This is a genomic window from Mesorhizobium sp. LSJC269B00 (genome assembly GCF_000502815.1).
Lineage (GTDB): Bacteria > Pseudomonadota > Alphaproteobacteria > Rhizobiales > Rhizobiaceae > Mesorhizobium.
The window spans coordinates 71692-87906 of record NZ_AYVN01000016.1 but is presented as its reverse complement, the minus strand read 5'-3'; the positions used below and the strand labels follow the sequence as shown (position 1 = coordinate 87906).

Here is a 16215-nt window from a genome sequence, read left to right as displayed (position 1 = left end):
CTAGTCTTCCCTGATCGCGTAGCCGGCGCCGCGAATGGTACGGATGACATCCGGCATGCGGCCGTTGTTGACCGCTTTGCGTAAGCGCCCGACATGGACGTCGACGGTTCGCTCGTCGATATAGATCGTCTCGCCCCAGACATTGTCGAGCAGTTGGCTGCGCGAGAACACGCGGCCGGGATGGCGCATCATGAATTCGAGCAGCCGGAACTCGGTCGGTCCGAGCCTGATCTCGCTCTTCTTGCGGTAGACCCGGTGCGATTCTCGGTCGAGCACGATGTCGCCGACCTTGAGCACGCTGGACAGCACTTCCGGCTTGGCCCGGCGCAGCAGCGCCTTCACGCGCGCCATGAACTCCGGCGTCGAGAATGGCTTGACCAGATAGTCGTCGGCGCCGGTGGACAGGCCGCGCACGCGATCGCTTTCCTCACCGCGCGCGGTCAGCATGATGATCGGCAGCCGCTCGGTTTCGGGCCGCACTCTAAGCCGCCGGCAGAGCTCGATGCCGGAGACAGCCGGCACCATCCAGTCGAGCACCAGGAGATCGGGCACGTTTTCCTGCAGGCGGATCTCGGCCTCGTCCCCGCGTGTCACCACCTCGACCTGATAGCCTTCGGATTCGAGGTTGTAGCGGAGGAGAACGCCTAGCGGCTCCTCGTCCTCCACGACCATGATGCGTGGCGCGATCATAGGCAGTTCACCCTCATCAGGCCGGCGTGGCCATCGCCGTCTCGTCCTGCTTCGGACGATTGGCGGGCAATTGCTGGCCGGTCAGCACATAATACGCATTTTCGGCGATGTTGGTGACATGATCGCCGATGCGCTCAAGATTCTTGGCGCAGAACAAGAGATGCGTGCAGGCGGTGATGTTGCGAGGGTCTTCCATCATGTAGGTCAAAAGCTCACGAAACACGGACGTGTATTTGACGTCGATGCGCTCGTCGTCATTCCTGAGTTTTGCAAGAGCTGCCGCATCGGTGGCGGCATATTCCTCGACGACGCCTTGCACCTGGATCAGCACCAGTTGCGCCATGGCATCGATGGAGTGCGAGAGGTCGCGCGGCGTGACGCTCAAGCCTACGGTGCCGACGCGTTTGGCGATGTTCTTGGCGAGATCGCCGATGCGCTCGAGGTCGCCCGCCATGCGGATCGAGCCGACCACGGCGCGCAGATCGTTGGCCATCGGCTGGCGCTTGGCGATCAGCGTGATGGCGCGGTCGTCCAGTTCGCGCTGGCGCGCATCCATGATGGCGTCGTCGGAAACGACACGCTGTGCCAGCGCATTGTCCGAATTGAGCAGCGCCCTGGTCGAGCCGCTGACCATCGAGCCTGCCAGATCGCCCATGTCGCGGATCAGCTTGCTGATCTGCCCGAGCTCTTCATCGAAGGAGGCGACGGTATGTTCACCCATGATCTTGGTCCTCGTGCCTGAAAATTCACCCGCCGGACGGCTCAGCCGAAGCGGCCGGTAATGTAGTCCTGGGTGCGCTTGTCGTCGGGGTTGGTGAACATCTTGTCGGTGGCGCCCTCCTCGACGAGATAGCCGAGATGGAACATCGCCGTGCGCTGCGACACGCGCGCCGCCTGCTGCATCGAGTGGGTGACGATGACGATCGTGTAGTTCTGGCGCAGTTCGTCGATCAGCTCCTCGACACGGGCGGTGGCGATCGGATCGAGCGCCGAGCAGGGCTCGTCCATCAGGATCACCTCCGGCGACACGGCGATGGCGCGCGCGATGCACAGGCGCTGCTGCTGGCCGCCGGACAGGCCGGTGCCGGGCTCCTGCAGGCGGTCCTTGACCTCGTTCCAGATCGCAGCCTTCTTCAGGCTCTGCTCGACGATCTGGTCCATGTCGGACTTGCGCTTGGCCAGCCCATGGATGCGCGGGCCGTAGGCGACGTTCTCGTAGATCGACTTCGGGAACGGGTTGGGTTTCTGGAACACCATGCCGACGCGGGCGCGCAGTTCGACGACATCGATGTTCTTGTCGTAGATGTCGTCTTCATCGAGCGTGATCTTGCCGGTCACCCGCGCCGAATCGATGGTGTCGTTCATGCGGTTGAGGCAGCGCAGGAAGGTCGACTTGCCGCAGCCGGACGGGCCGATCAGCGCCGTCACCTGGTTCTGAAGCACGTCGAGATTGACGTCGAACAACGCCTGCTTCTCGCCGTAGAAGACGCCGACCTTGTCGCCGCGCATCTTGATGACTTCGTTCGACTTGGCGTTCATTTTGTCGCCCACTGCATTTTCAAGGGACTGTTCGGTCATGATGTTCATACCAAATTGCCTTTTTTCTACCAGCGCCGCTCGAACCGGCGCCGAAGCACGATCGCGGTGATGTTCATGGCCATGAGGAAGACGAGCAGGATGATGATGGCGCCGGACATGCGCTCGACAAAAGCGCGCTCAGCCTCGTTTGCCCACATATAAATCTGCACCGGCAGCGCGGTCGCCGGATCGAAAGGCGTCGTCGGATAATCGGCGACGAAAGCGACCATGCCGATCAAGAGCAGCGGTGCTGTCTCGCCGAGCGCACGCGCCAGGCCGATGATGGTGCCGGTAAGGATGCCCGGAGCGGCAAGCGGCAGGATGTGGTGGAACACCATCTGCATCTTGGAGGCGCCGAGGCCGAGCGCCGCCGAGCGGATCGACGGCGGCACCGCGGCAAGGGCGGCGCGCGTGGCGATGATGATGGTCGGCAGCGTCATCAGCGTCAGCACCAGGCCGCCGACGAAGGAAGCCGAGCGCGGCATGCCTAGGAAGTTGATGAACACGGCAAGGCCGAGCAGGCCGAAGACGATCGACGGCACCGCCGCGAGATTGTTGATGTTGACCTCGATCAGGTCGGTGAAGCGGTTCTTCTTGGCGAATTCCTCGAGATAGATCGAGGCGGCGACGCCGATCGGCAGCGCCAGCAACAGCACGATCACCATCATGTAGAACGACCCGATGATGGCCACGCCCATGCCCGACGTCTCGGGCCGGCTGGAGGCGCCATAGCTGAACAGGCCGGTGTTGAAATGCTCGGCCATCACGCCGTCGGCCTTGAGTTTGTTCATCCAGTCGATCTGCTGGTTGGACACCTTGCGGCGCGCTTCGTCGACGCCGAGGTCGATCTGGCCCTTGAAGGCCGAGTCGAGATTGGCGGCGGCCAGGATGTCGACGTCACGCGTCGTGCCGATCACCGACGGATCGGCGGAGACGATGTCGCGCAGCTGGACCCGCGCGCCTTCCGACAGGAAGCCCTTGAGCTTCAGCATCATCGGCTTGTTGGCCGGATCGATGCCGAGCTTGGCCACCAGCGCGTTTTCGGCGAGCTTGGGATAGTTCGCCTTGATCAGCACGGTAGGGTCGGTGGCGCGCTTGCCGGAGGGATCGATCACCTTCTCGTCGAAGGTGACCGGCAGCGTCACCGTCGTCTGCCAGAAGGCGGTGTAGCCTTTCGAGACGATGGTGATCAGCATGATGGCCAGGAACGCCAGGCCGACCGAGATCGCAATCACGCCATAGATGCGGAACCGGCGTTCGGCGGCATAGCGCGCCTTCAGCCCGATGTCGCGGCGCGGACGCGCGACGGCACCCGCCATCGTGTCCAGGGGGATGTCGGTCATTCGTACTGCTCCCGGTACTTGCGCACGATGTAGAGGGCGACGATGTTCATCACCAGCGTCAGCGCGAACAGCGTCAGGCCGAGCGCGAAGGCGACCAGCGTCTGCGGTGAGTTGAACTCGAGATCGCCGGTCAGCTGGTTGACAATCTTGACGGTGATGGTCGTCATCGCCTCGAACGGATTGGCCGTCAGATTGGCGGCGACGCCCGCCGCCAGCACGACGATCATCGTCTCGCCGATGGCGCGCGACGCCGTCAACAGGATGGCGCCGACGATGCCGGGCAGTGCCGCCGGCAGGATCACCCGTTTGATCGTCTCGGAGCGCGTGGCACCGAGGCCGAGCGAGCCGTCACTCATTGCGCGCGGCACCGCGGTGATGATGTCGTCGGACAAAGAGGACACGACCGGGATCAGCATGACGCCCATCACCAGGCCGGCGGTGAAGATGCTCTGGCCCTGGATGAAGGGAGAGCCGCCGGTGAGGGCTGCCGAGAGGTCGCGCAGGAACGGTCCGAGCGTGACCACGGCGAAGATGCCGTAGACGATGGTCGGGATGCCGGCCAGCAGTTCAAGCGCGGGCTTGACCACCGACCGGACGCTGCGCGAGGCGTATTCGGACATGTAGACCGCCGACATCAGCCCGACCGGCACTGCGACCAGAAGCGCAACGGCGGCGATGTAGAGCGTGCCGGCGAGTAGCGGGATCAGGCCGAACTGACCCTGGCTGCCGCCGGAACCGGCGGCGGCGAAACGCGGATCCCACACCGTGCCGAAGAAGAAGCTCATCGGCGATACGCTTTCGAAGAAGGTGATGGTCTGGAACAGCATCGACAGCACGATGCCGACCGTGGTCAGGATGGCGATGGTCGAGGCCGCAAGCAGCCCCCACAGCATCAGCTTCTCGACATTGTTGCGCGCCCTGGCGCGCGGCGCGATCTGCCTCAGCGCATAGAAGGCGCCGGCGACCGACAGCGCGAAGGTCAGCACGGCGCCGAACAGGCCGAGCCGGTCCTGGACCTGGTTCGCCTCGACCGCGATCGGGATCATATAGTCCTGTGTGTCGCTGGCCAGTGCCACGCCCTTGGCGGCGAGCAGCGGCTGCAATTCGGCGAAAGTAGCGGGAAGTGCGGTATCGCCATCGAGCCGGCGCAAGCCCTTGGCCAGGCTCTTCACCAGGCTGGCGTCGAGCGCTTCGCTGGCGACCTTTGTGTCGGTGGTGCGCTCGGGCAAAGCGGCATGGATATGCCGGTCGAGATAGAAGGAAGAGCCGATATCCCAGACGGCGAGCAAAAGGACGGCAGGCAGGACCGCGAGCAGAAAGGCCCACCAGCCATGATAATGCGCGCGCGAATGCGGCTTGACCTTGCCGGTATCCTGCGCCGCGGCGCCCTGGCGGCCGACCACAAAAGCGACCACGCCTATGGCGATGACTATGGAGAGTACGAGCAAGGACGACATAACCCACCCCAGGGAAAATTCAGATCGCCGCCGCCGTTGCGGCAAGCGGCGAAATCAGGGCGCGGAGTTCATCCGCGCCCTGATCCGTTCGTTGATTACATTGTCTTTCCGGCGGCGAAGGCGTCGCGCTGGCCCTGACGTTCGGCGTCGGGAGCGGAAACCAGGCCGTACTGGGCGAGCGGGCTTTCCGGGCCGATCATCTGGTCATCAAGGAAGAACTCGACATATTCCTTGAGGCCGGGAACGACGCCCAGATGCGCCTTCTTGACGTAGAAGAACAACGGCCGCGACACGGGGTACGTGCCATCGGCGATGGTCTGCGTCGAAGGCACGATGCCTTCCACGGTAGCGACCTTCAGCTTGTCGGCATTGTTCTCGTAGAAGGCGAGGCCGAACACGCCAACGCCGGTCTTGTTGGAGTCGATGCGGGCCAGCGTCTCGGTGTAGTCGCCGTCAATGTCGACAGCCTTGCCGTCCTTGCGGATGGCGATGCAGGTCTTGCCGATTTCCTTGTCGTCGGCGATGCCGGCAGCCTTCAAAGCGGCCTTGTCGCAGCCGGCGTCGAGCAGCTTGGTCTCGAACACTTCACGGGTGCCGTGCTTCTCACCCGGAATATAGGCGGCGATATCCCAGTCGGGCAGCTTCGGATTGACCTGGTTCCACTTGGTGTTCGGGTTGTCGACCAGCTTGCCGTCGACCACCAGCTTGGCGGCGAGCGCCTTGTAGATGTCGGCGGGAACCAGCGCCCAATCCGGACCCTTGATGTCGGTGGCAAAGACGATGCCGTCATAGCCGATGCGGACTTCCTGGACGTCCTTGACGCCGGCGTCGGCGCAGGACTTCAGCTCGTCTTTCTTGATCGGACGCGAGGAGTTGGCGATGTCGATAGTGTCTTCGCCGACGCCCTTGCAGAATTCCTTGATGCCGGCGCCGCTGCCGCCGGACTCGACCACCGGGGTCTTGAAGTTGGTGAAGGTTTCGCCGAACTGCTCGGCGACGATCTTGGCGTAAGGCAGCACGGTCGACGAACCGGCGACCTGGATCTGGTCACGCGCAGCGGCGACACCGGACGATGCGGCGAACGCTACCGCCACGGCCGATGCCGTAACGAGGAATTTCTTCATGTGGCCTGCTCCTGTTCGGAAGATGGTCTCTTGGCGCCCTCTTCAAACCGGCGCCCGCTGAGGCCAATAGCCTTCGATTATTACAGTCGCATGACAGTTTCGTGTCAGCCCGGTAACGTCGCACAGACGCCTCGTGAGCCGCAGCCTTTAAGCCGGTTTGTGGGGATGGAAGTTGCCGCTGGAATCAGACGCTTGCGCGATTCGTGCTGGCATCAAGTCCCGGCACACCGCAGGCCGCGATGCCGAGAAAGAAAAACCGGACGGGAGCGCGTTGCCCGTGGCCAGAGCGAATTTTGGCCGAGCCATCGCCAAAAACAGGTCCGTTGGGGTAGATTCGACGCTGTTTCTTGTCGGCGGTCGCTTGCTCCCGCCCGTAACTGAATGAGCGGTTTCGTTGCGACCATTGTCCTGACTGGGCGCCAGCTTTGATATGGTGCGATCGCACCATAGCCTTGGCTGTTGCGGCGCGGCCGAATCCCGGCGGCGCCGCAGGTTGCTATCCAGCGTCTCGTTGGGCTTCGCCTGATATGCCGACCCAGCGCTCGACCTTTTCGAGCAGCGCCCTGGGGCTGATCGGCTTGGGCAAATAGTCATCCATGCCGGCTTCCAGGCAGCGCTCGCGGTCGCCCTTCAAGGCATGCGCGGTGACGCCGACGATCGGGATATGCATACCCGTATGTTCTTCAAGCCGGCGAATTGCGGCGGTGGCCTCGAGCCCGTTCATCTCCGGCATCGAGACGTCCATCAGGATCATGCGCGGATTAAGCCGGCCGAAGGCGTCGAGCGCCTTGCGCCCGTTGCCGACGATTTCGAAACTGTAGCCGGTTTCGCCGATTATCTGGGTGAACACCATCTGGTTTACTTCATTGTCCTCCGCAACGAGGATGTCGAGCCGGCGTTCATCCCCGGCGGCCCGGGCGCGGGCACGAACCGGCGGCGGTTGCAGCAGGGCCCGTTCCGAGGCAGCGAGCGGCGGCTTTGCCGGCGACGGTTCGTTCCTGCCGCCGCCGGAACCGCTGCTTGCCGCCGGCAGCACACGGCCGCCCGTGATATTGTGATGGTGGCGCTGGATGGTGGCGACCAGCGTTTCCAGAAGCACCGAGGAGCGCGCCGGCTTGATCAGCTGGGCGTCGATGCCGAGATCGCGATAGCTGGTGTTGGCGAGCGACTGGTCGACCGAAGTCAGCATGATGATCGGCGTGTCGGCCAGCCCTGCGGTGTTGCGCACGACGCGCGCCATTTCGGCGCCGCTCATCCCCGGCATCTGATAATCGAGCACGACGCAGTCGACCGGCACGCCGTAGGCAGCCGCGGCGACCAGCACCTTCAGCCCTTCGGGTCCGCTTTCGGCGGCGCAGGAATCGAAGGTCCATGACGCCATCTGCTCGCTCAGGATCGATCGATTCACGGCATTGTCGTCAACGATCAGCACCCGTGAGCCGGTCACATCGACCGGCATGATCCGCCGTCCGGTCTGTTCCTCGGCCCTGGGCAATGTCACGGTGAACCAGAAGGTCGAGCCCTTGCCTTCGGCGCTCTCGACACCGATCTCGCCGCCCATCAACTCGACCAGCCGCGAGGTGATGGCGAGCCCGAGCCCTGTGCCTTCGTGGCGTCTCGTCGACGAGGTGTCGGCCTGACTGAATTTTTCGAAGACGAGCTTCAGTTTCTGCTGCGGAATGCCGATGCCGGTGTCGGTGACCGAAACGGTAAGCTTTGTCCCCGTCGGCCCCCTTTGTCCCGTCACGTCGACCAGCACGTGGCCTTCGTCGGTAAACTTCACCGCGTTGCCGACCAGATTGGTGACGATCTGTCTGATGCGACCGACATCGCCGACGAACAGGCTTTCCAGGCCCGGCTCGACGCGCACGATGAGTTCAAGGTCCTTCTCCTTGGCGCGCGTCGATATCAGCGTCGCCACATCCTCGATCGCTTCGGGCAGGTTGAAGGGCGCAGGGTCGAGCACCAGCTGTCCGGCATCGATCTTGGAGAAGTCCAGTATGTCGTTGATGATGGTCAAGAGCGCGTTACCCGACTTGACGATGATATCGGTGAACGTCTTCTGCTTGGGATCGAGGTCGGATTTGGCCAGCAACTCGGCCATGCCGAGTACGCCGTTCATCGGCGTGCGGATTTCGTGGCTCATATTGGCCAGGAATTCCGACTTGGCGCGGTCGGCCAACACGGCGCGCTGCCGCGCCTCGCGCAGTTCGGCCTCGCGCAGCTTCAGTTCGGTGATGTCGGTGGTCGACCCAATCAGATAGAGCGAACCATCGGACGCGATCATCGCGCCCTTGCGGGCGAACTGGTGGCGCACGCTGCCGTCGGCAAGCGTCACCGTTTCCTCGATCTCCTGTGTATCGCCTGTGCGCAGCACGGCGAGATCGCTGTTGACGAAGGCTTCGCCGTCCTCGCCGAAAATCTCGATGTCCGTCTTGCCGATCGCGTCTTCCCTGCGGAGGCCGGTGAGGTCGCACCAGCCCTTGTTGACGTAGAACTGCCTGAGGTCGGAGCGCTTGGCGTAGATCGACACCGGCACGTTGTCGATGAGATTGCGGAACACCTCGTTCTCGCGCATGCTCTCTTCCAACGCCTGCTCGCGCGCCTTGACGTCGGTGATGTCGGTGCTGGACCCGACCAGGTGCACCGACCCATCGAGCGCCACCAGCCGGCTCTTGCGCGTCATCAATTGCCGCACCGTGCCGTCGCGATGGGTAACGGGCTCCTCGATCTCGCGGCCGCGGCCGGTGACGACGACCTGGGTGTCGTCATGGGTGTAGGTTTCGGCGTCGTCTATGCCGAAAAGCTGGAGATCGGTTCGGCCGATGACCTCCTCCTTGGGGATGCCCGTCAGCGCGCACCAGGCCTTGTTGACGAATTCCATGCTCAGATCCTGCGCCTTGATGAAGGCGGCGACCGGCAGTTCGTCCATGACGTGGCGGAACAGGTCGATCTGGCGCATGCTTTCCTGCAGCGCCTTTTCGCGGCTCTTGATCTCCGAGATGTCGACGCGCACGCCGATGAAGGTGCCGTCCTCGGTGCGCATATCGTAGACCTGATACCAGCGGCCGTCGGGATTGCACCGTTCGTAGGAGGAGTTCGGCAGGCGGTAGCGGGCGAGAATGGCATCCAGCCAGATGTCTCGATCGCCGTCATAGAGCTTGTCGGTCTCCGGATCGCCACTGAAGCGGAAATATCCCACGGAATGTCCAAGTTCCAACGCCTCGCGGAAGGTGCGGCCGGGCTGCCATGCCGGTTTCAGCGCCGGCAGCGTGTCCTGCAGCTTGCGATTGGCAAAGATGAACTTGTCGTCGCGGTCATAGATGATGACGGCCGCCGGCAGCGACTCCAGCACCGTGGCGAGGTTCTTGCGCGCGTCCTCGGCCTCGGTCTCGCGGCGCTTCATGTCGGAAATGTCGAACAGGAAACCGGCGACATAGTTGCGGCCACTGGGCATGCCGACGCGGTTCTTGCGCACGATGCGCGAGCGGCTGGCGCCCTCGGCGTCGAAAGTCTCCTCGACCTCGTAGGGCGTGCCGGTCGCCAGCACGGCGCGTTCGCTGTCTTCGAATTGCGCGGCGTCCTTTTGCTTGAGGAAGTCGCCGCCGGGCCTGCCCAGCATCGCTTGCGGGCTCTGTCCGAACAGTGCCGAAAACGCCTCATTGACGAAGACGAAACGCAGATTGTCGTCCTTGACGAAGATCGGGTCCTTGACGCCGTTGATCACCGCCTCGGCCAGCCGCGATTTCTCCAGCGCTTGGGCGAGTTCAGCCTCGCGATCCTTCATGTTGGTGACGTCGACATAGGAGATCAGCCTTTTGCCGCCGGCGAGCGGCGCCAGCGAGGCAATCAGCGTACGGCCGTCATTGCGTGGCAGTTGCCTTGAGCCCACCAGGCCAGCCGAGATTTCTGCTTCGCGCTCGGCGATGTGGTCCTGCCATTCCGCATCGTCAGCACCGTACGGGTCCATATCGCGGCTGGCCTGCATCAGTTCGCGGAAGCCGCAGCCGATGCCGGCGCGCCGGGGATCGATTTCCCAGAAATCATAGAAGGCGCGGTTGATCACCTCCGCGCGCATGTCGGCATCGAGGACGAGCACGCCGATCGGCATCTGGTCGACCATCGTGCGAAGATTGGCGAAGGTCTCGGTGATCTTGGCGTTGGCACTCTCGATCTCGGCGTCGCGACGCTTGAGCTCGGAGACGTCGTAGTAGGTCAACAGCCGCTTGCCGCCGGACAACGCCGTCACGGAGAACATCATCGTCCTGCCATTGGCATGGAGAAATTCGCGTGGCGCAACCGAGCCGGCGCTGATCTCCTCGATGCGGGTGGCGAGGTAGTGCTGCCACTGCTGTTCATCGAGATCGCCGTAGATGCCGTTGCGGCGGTTGAGTTCCATCAACAGGCTGAACGGCGCGCCGACCGTGACGGCGCCGTCGGGAATCCTGGAGAGCTCGCGATAGGCCTTGTTGACGATGAGCGTGTCGAACTTCGCGTCAAGCACCACGACGCCCATATGCATGGCATCCATTGTCCGCTCGAGATCGGCGAGGTGCTGCGTAGCCTCGCCGGCCGGCGGATCGCTCTCGTCCTGCCGCAGTTCGTCCAGCGCACCGGCCAGTGCCGTGACGTTGCGGCCGATGCCGCGATAGCCGATGAATTCGCCTTCGCCGTCGAACCGCGGGGAACCGGTGATCGAAACCCAGCGGCAGCCGGGACGGCCGCCCTTCAACTCATAAACAAAGTCGCGAAACGGCCGATGCGCCTGCAGATCCTCCAGATGCGCGGCGGCGTGTCGATTGCCGTGCACCATCTGCTTGAGGAAATCGAAGCGGAAACGGCCAAGAATGCTGGCGGGATCGATGCCGGTGGCGGCCTGGTAGTTCTCCGAAAGCCAGGAAAAGCGCAGCTCGGCGTCGGTCTCCCAGACCCAGTCGGCGCCGGCCCCGACCAGTTCGCGCAGCGCTTCGGGCGAACCCCCGACGGACGTATCCTCGCCGTTCACCACCCCTTTTCGGGAACCGCGTCCGCCGCGTGTTCCAACAGTCCCGTCAGCCATCCCGTTCCCACCCCGAAAGCCAAGGCCGAACCCCCTCAGCGGTTCGCCGGCGGAATGTGCCCGAGAAGCATTAATGATCCGCTAACCATAACCAATCCAGACTGCGGCCAGAGCCACATTGCCCTGCGGTATTCCGCCGGTTGTCGGCGGAACCCCGGCCGGGCTATAAGTCGGCGGGGGTGTTGCTGATGACCGGTTGGATCGTGCCTTGTTTCCTGTGCATGGCGCTGCTTGCGGGCAGCGGCTGCGCACGCAGCTATGACGGCACGGTGGTGATCCCGAAGCCGCTCGATATCAGGCGGGTCTGGGATCGCGATCCGTCGCAGACTGAGGCCAGCCGGATGCAGGCGGCAGCCGGTGTGTTTCCGACGCCGCCGCCGCAGGAGCCCTACCGGCCCGCGGCACGCAGGCACACGACACAAATAGCTGCGCCAAGGCGGCACGTCAGGTCCAGCCCTCCCAGCATGGCTTCCGAACCGGCCAATCCGCTCACCTGCAAGAATGTCAGCGAACCCGGCAAACGCTACAGGATGGTTTGCGAATAGCTGGTACTAGTGCAATTCCAGGAAAAGTGTGAAACGGTTTTCCGTCCGGAATTGCGTAAAACAAAGACATAGAGCGGTTCGCCGTTTCGGTGAAACGGTGAAACGCTCTAGGCGCAGGTTACTCCGCCGGGAAGAAAGCCGGCCCGACCACCCTGACCGGCCGCGAGCCGGCCAATGGCTCGACCGATTGTCGCTGGGCGGCGCCCCTGGCCTCTGCAGCGTCTGCGCCAGGCTGGAGAAGTTGCGCCACGGTGCCAAGATCCGGCTTCGCTGACGGCAAAGGAATGATCGCGTTGGCCATATTGGCTGGCGTCACCGTGCGCGCTCTCAGCTCGGCAACGCGCCGGTGATAGCGCTTGAGGTCGCAGGCCCTGAAGTTCGCATCATTGCGATATTTGAAGGCCGTCGGCAGGTCCTTGTAGGATGTGCGCGTATCGAGCGCGACCATCTCTTCGGTTTCAAGGCTTGGATCACTGAGCGTGTACAGGTCGACGCCGGCATCGTCGCAGATGTAGCGGCACTGATCGACCATCTCCTTGACATCGCCGCCTTGCACGAACTGCGATTTCGGCGCCGGGAAGAAATAGCCGTCGGAGAGACGAACGCAAAACAGCATCGAATTGCTGCCGATCATGGCGCCAGCCGGACGCTGTCTTGTTGCCCGGCGGCGGGCGTGCAGCCGAGCGCGACGAGCCTGGCCTGCAGTCCGGACGCATCCCGGCGCGAAATCGCGGCGCCGGCGATCTGGCGTTGCACCTGTGTGCGGCTTTTGGCGAGGTCGGCGCAAGCATTGAAGAAGCCCCCCACCGCACTTTGCGCCGTGCACCGGCGTTGCCTCTCCAGCCCCTGGATCGCCGCAAGCTGGCGACGCAGCTGCGCAAGCTCGGAGCTGATCCCGCCGCTGCGGCCGGACGGTGCCAGCTGGCTCCTGAGCGCGGCGCATGGATCGGCAAGGGAAGCCGAAATGCCGAGGACGCTTGCCGACACCAGTGCAAAGGTCACTACAAGCCACAAACGCATCATCGGCGACACCTGGTCCTTGTACCCCTGTGGAGCCGATCGCCGCTCCAGCCGATTGAGCCTCAATGCGTGAGGTAAGTCTAATTCAAGAGACGCCAGCAACCGCCAGGTATTTTATGCCGAGTGTATTATGCCGGTTCCTGTAAATTCGCTATTACACTTTTGTTTCAAGATTGCGACCAGGCCAGGCTCGGGCGAGCCCGGGCCGCCGCAATCATCGATCCCGCGTTATCGGGCCCTTGCGGATGAAACCTTTCTCCGGTGTCTCGCGTTGTGTCGGGCAAAGGAGACGAAGATGTCTATTCACTTCACTGTCTCTGGCCTGACCAGGAACCTGTTCCACTCGCTGGGGCTGGACCATGAGCGGGCGCCGAGAGCGCTCGATCCCGAACAGAGCCTGTTGCTGGAATGCTATCTGGCCGGACAGATTCCGGAATCCGCCTGGGCCGACTACGTCTTCGAGACGCCGGAACTGCAGCGGCATGTCGATATCAGACGCCCGCACAACTGATCAGAGCAACTTCAGGAAAAGTGTGAGTCGTTTTTCCGGGAAAAGCGCGTAGCGCTTTCCCCTGGGAATTGCGTCAAGACAACGAGAGAGGGGTCGCCGTTTCTGTGAAAACGGTGAAACGCTCGCCCGCTCGCCTACTGCTTGGGCGAAGCGAATTGCACGGTGAAGACATTGCCCGCGACGCCTTGCGCCAGCGTCGGCGAGAAGCTCAACGGGAGGCACTTTTGCAGGGCAGTGGTTGCGGCGTCGACGAATGACTTCCTGGTATCGGCATCGCCATCGACCTTGATCGCCGTCGGCCGCGGCGGACCGATCAGCGTGCCGTCGCGCTTGAAGCTGAAGCTCAAGGTGACGCTGGCATTTCCAACACCCGCCGGCGGCGTCCAGCACGCCTGGATGGCATCGCCGACCTCCGCCATCGTGTCGAGCGGCGCGGCATTGCACGGGTAGCCTCCGACCAACACAACACCGGCAATCGCAAACACTCTCGCTACGCCCTTCATCGCAAAGCTCCTCGTGTGTCGTCCGCCGACCATGATGGTAGGGTCGAAGCAGACGATGGCAATATGCCTGATGTCGGACTTTACAGCATGAGACGTGCCTGATGGCGCATCGGCGAAAAGCAAAAGGCCGGCATTGCGCCGACCTTTCCCTTCACCCTTGCGCCAGTACATCCGTGGTCGCGCGGTGCCTTCAATAGACAGCGTTCTGGTTAATGAATCCTTAGCGTTGCGCGCTGGCCTGCGACTTCACATAGGCGATGTAGCCGCGCACGTCGCCGGCCGGCTCGGCATAGGCCTTACCGAGTTTCTTCTCCATCGCAGCGACATACTCCTTGGCCCATTTTGGCAGCGCATAGTCGATGACGGCCAGGAACTCCAGCGTCGATGCCAGGCGTATGTCGGCGATCGACGGGTGCTTGCCGCCGATGAACGGCTTGCCGTCCCTGAAGAAGGAGTGAAACACCTCCAGCGGCTCGGCAATCGCCGCCATGGCGGCCTTCTGCGCCTCGGACTTCTTCTCCGGATGAGCGTCGCTATGGCCGACCTCGCCGGCATAGTGCGGGAAACCCAGCGCCGGATAGGTGGCGCGCGCCACATACGGGTAGAGCGTGCCGATCAGGTAGAACATGGCGCTGTCGACCATCGCCCGCTTGGCCGGCGCCTTGGGATAGAATTTCTCCAGCCCGTGCTTGTTGGCGAGATACTGCATGATGGCACAGCTCTCCCAGAGCACGCCGCGCGGCAGCCCCTTGTCCTCGATCATCGGCGTCAGATGCGCCGGATTGCGCGCCATATATTCGGGCGAGCGCGTGTGGCCCCAGGCGTCGGTCTCGGCGGCGTCGAACCCGGCCGCACGGGCAAACACCCGGACGGTCATGTTGTTGACGCTCGGCTTCAGCATCGAGAGCTTCAGCGCCGGTTTTTTCGCCGCCTTGACCTTCGGCGCGGATTTCTTGGCAGCCGGCTTTGTCGCGGCTTTCGCGGCCGGCTTTGCGGCTGCCTTCGGCGCGGCCTTTACGGCCTTTGCGGCCGGCTTCGCAGCCGCTTTCGCCGCAGGCTTGGCCGCTGATTTCCCGGCGCTCTTGATCACTGTCTTTGCCATTATGGTCCTCCCCTTTTGCTGGCCGTCAGTATGGATTCTTCGGCGTCCGGTCGTCCGACAAGGTCGCGCGCGACCACTCGACCAGCGTCTGGATCGCGTCGGCAAGGTGCACTTCGGCGATGTTGTAGTCGCCGCGCGCAACGCGCAGCTTGTGCGCCTGCATCAGCACGTCGGCATGGGTGAAACCTGCCGGCGGATCGAAGCGATAGGAGGCGAGTTCGATCAAGAGGCCGAGCGGATCCTCGAAATAGATCGAATCCATGAAGCCGCGATCCTTGACGCCGCTGTGCTTGATGGCGCGTTCGTCGAGCCGGGCGACCGCCTGCAGGAAAGTGACGCGCGACACCGAGAACGCAATATGATGGACGCAGCCCGGTTCGGTGGGCGTGCGCCGCTTGACCGGCGTGCGGCTCTCGTCGGTGAAGACGGTGATCAACCTGCCGTCGCCGGGATCGAAATAGAGATGACTTTCGCTTGGCTTGTCGAGGTTGGGCTGCTCGAAGATGAACGGCATGCCGAGCACGCCCTCCCAGAAATCGATCGAAGTCTGGCGCCCGGCGCCGACGAGGGTGATGTGATGGACGCCCTGCGACTGCAGTTTCTGCATCGGTCTCCTCCTCGCCGACCCTCGCCTATGTTCCCCGGCGTCTTGCGCGCCGCAACGCCCTTTGGCGAGGCTTCGTACATGATGCTAGTGCAATTGGCAGCGCCGCGCCAGAAGCTCGCGGAGACTGCCGGCGCTGGATGGTGAAAGGGGTTTGAGTTGCATGACCTGAGGCTACGCGACCGCTCTGAGCTCGGCTTCCGCCAGCGTGCCCAGGCCCGCGCATTCGGCGCATGCCATGGTCTGCCCGGGACAGCCGGCCCGATGCGTGCCTTGCGGGCAGCAATGCCCTTTCGACTCGCGCCATTTCAAGCAATCGAAAACCTGCCCGCTGCCGTGACAGCACGGGCATATCATTTTTGCCGAACTCATACCTGCTATGCCCAACCAAATCCGCGTTGCCGCAGATGCTATCCCCGCACCGCAAGTAACAGAGATCGCTACGCTTTCAAGCGTCGCGGTCTGACTTAAATTGGGTGTATCTGTGACGCGGATTTGCCGGGTTTTCGCTTATGCCGCCGGCCCTCGCGGTCACACGCGATCCGCGCGGCTGCTGCCCGAAATTTTCGATGATGCGGAAGGAAAGCGGTTGCTTGGTACGCCCAAGGGGAATCGAACCCCTGTTCCCGCCGTGAGAGGGCGGTGTCCTGACCGCTAGACGATGGGCGCGTTCAAGAAC

The 16215-nt window shown here is 63.1% G+C and carries 14 protein-coding genes and 1 tRNA gene; 2 read left to right on the top strand and 13 right to left on the bottom strand.

The genetic code is table 11. The features are described from left to right. The 7 genes from phoB to X771_RS138845 form a co-directional block, all read right to left on the bottom strand. Nucleotides 1-690 carry a phosphate regulon transcriptional regulator PhoB gene (gene phoB, locus X771_RS138815; protein ID WP_023822590.1) on the bottom strand — a complete coding sequence of 230 codons (690 nt, stop codon included), beginning with the start codon at nt 688-690 and terminating at the stop codon, nt 1-3. 16 nt (nt 691-706) lie between these two features. Further along, on the bottom strand, nt 707-1411 hold the full coding sequence (phoU, locus tag X771_RS138820; protein ID WP_023670109.1) for a phosphate signaling complex protein PhoU: 705 nt from the start codon (nt 1409-1411) through the stop codon (nt 707-709). Nucleotides 1412-1452: 41 nt separating this feature from the next. Next, entirely contained in the window at nt 1453-2277 is an 825-nt protein-coding gene (gene pstB, locus X771_RS138825; RefSeq protein ID WP_023690104.1) for a phosphate ABC transporter ATP-binding protein PstB, read from the bottom strand. Between the two features lie 17 nt (nt 2278-2294). Continuing rightward, a complete protein-coding gene (pstA, locus tag X771_RS138830) occupies nt 2295-3611 on the bottom strand; it encodes a phosphate ABC transporter permease PstA (protein ID WP_023690103.1) in 1317 nt (438 codons plus the stop codon). Beyond that, nucleotides 3608-5068: a phosphate ABC transporter permease subunit PstC gene (gene pstC / locus X771_RS138835; RefSeq protein ID WP_023690102.1), complete on the bottom strand. Its 1461-nt coding sequence runs from the start codon at nt 5066-5068 to the stop codon at nt 3608-3610. The genes pstA and pstC overlap by 4 nt, the downstream gene beginning before the upstream one ends. Nucleotides 5069-5163: 95 nt before the next feature. Continuing rightward, a complete protein-coding gene (locus tag X771_RS138840) occupies nt 5164-6192 on the bottom strand; it encodes a substrate-binding domain-containing protein (protein WP_023670113.1) in 1029 nt (342 codons plus the stop codon). A gap of 496 nt (nt 6193-6688) precedes the next feature. Then, nucleotides 6689-11197 carry a PAS domain-containing protein gene (locus X771_RS138845; RefSeq protein ID WP_023690101.1) on the bottom strand — a complete coding sequence of 1503 codons (4509 nt, stop codon included), beginning with the start codon at nt 11195-11197 and terminating at the stop codon, nt 6689-6691. Nucleotides 11198-11439: 242 nt separating this feature from the next. On the opposite strand from X771_RS138845, the gene X771_RS138850 reads away from it, so the two are divergent. Further along, a complete protein-coding gene (locus tag X771_RS138850) occupies nt 11440-11796 on the top strand; it encodes a hypothetical protein (RefSeq protein WP_023670115.1) in 357 nt (118 codons plus the stop codon). Nucleotides 11797-11914: 118 nt separating this feature from the next. On the opposite strand, the gene X771_RS1000000169470 is transcribed toward X771_RS138850, so the two are convergent. Next, on the bottom strand, nt 11915-12430 hold the full coding sequence (locus tag X771_RS1000000169470) for a DUF2865 domain-containing protein (protein ID WP_023690100.1): 516 nt from the start codon (nt 12428-12430) through the stop codon (nt 11915-11917). Next, the gene (locus X771_RS1000000169465) at nt 12427-12828 is read right to left on the bottom strand and encodes a hypothetical protein (protein WP_245262761.1); all 402 of its coding nucleotides are present in this window, start codon (nt 12826-12828) and stop codon (nt 12427-12429) included. The genes X771_RS1000000169470 and X771_RS1000000169465 overlap by 4 nt, the downstream gene beginning before the upstream one ends. Nucleotides 12829-13111: 283 nt before the next feature. Here X771_RS1000000169465 and X771_RS138855 point away from each other — a divergent pair, with 283 nt between their 5' ends. Continuing rightward, nucleotides 13112-13327: a hypothetical protein gene (locus X771_RS138855; RefSeq protein WP_023690098.1), complete on the top strand. Its 216-nt coding sequence runs from the start codon at nt 13112-13114 to the stop codon at nt 13325-13327. A 134-nt stretch (nt 13328-13461) separates the two neighbouring features. Here the strand turns inward: X771_RS138855 and X771_RS138860 are convergent, their stop codons facing one another. From X771_RS138860 to X771_RS138875, 4 genes are all read right to left on the bottom strand, one after another. Further along, nucleotides 13462-13830: a hypothetical protein gene (locus X771_RS138860; protein ID WP_023690097.1), complete on the bottom strand. Its 369-nt coding sequence runs from the start codon at nt 13828-13830 to the stop codon at nt 13462-13464. A gap of 220 nt (nt 13831-14050) precedes the next feature. Further along, on the bottom strand, nt 14051-14932 hold the full coding sequence (locus X771_RS138865; protein WP_023690096.1) for a glutathione S-transferase family protein: 882 nt from the start codon (nt 14930-14932) through the stop codon (nt 14051-14053). 25 nt (nt 14933-14957) lie between these two features. Beyond that, the gene (locus X771_RS138870) at nt 14958-15539 is read right to left on the bottom strand and encodes a VOC family protein (protein WP_023683976.1); all 582 of its coding nucleotides are present in this window, start codon (nt 15537-15539) and stop codon (nt 14958-14960) included. Between the two features lie 591 nt (nt 15540-16130). Next, nucleotides 16131-16205 (bottom strand) — tRNA-Glu (locus tag X771_RS138875). Between the last annotated feature and the right edge of the window lie 10 nt (nt 16206-16215).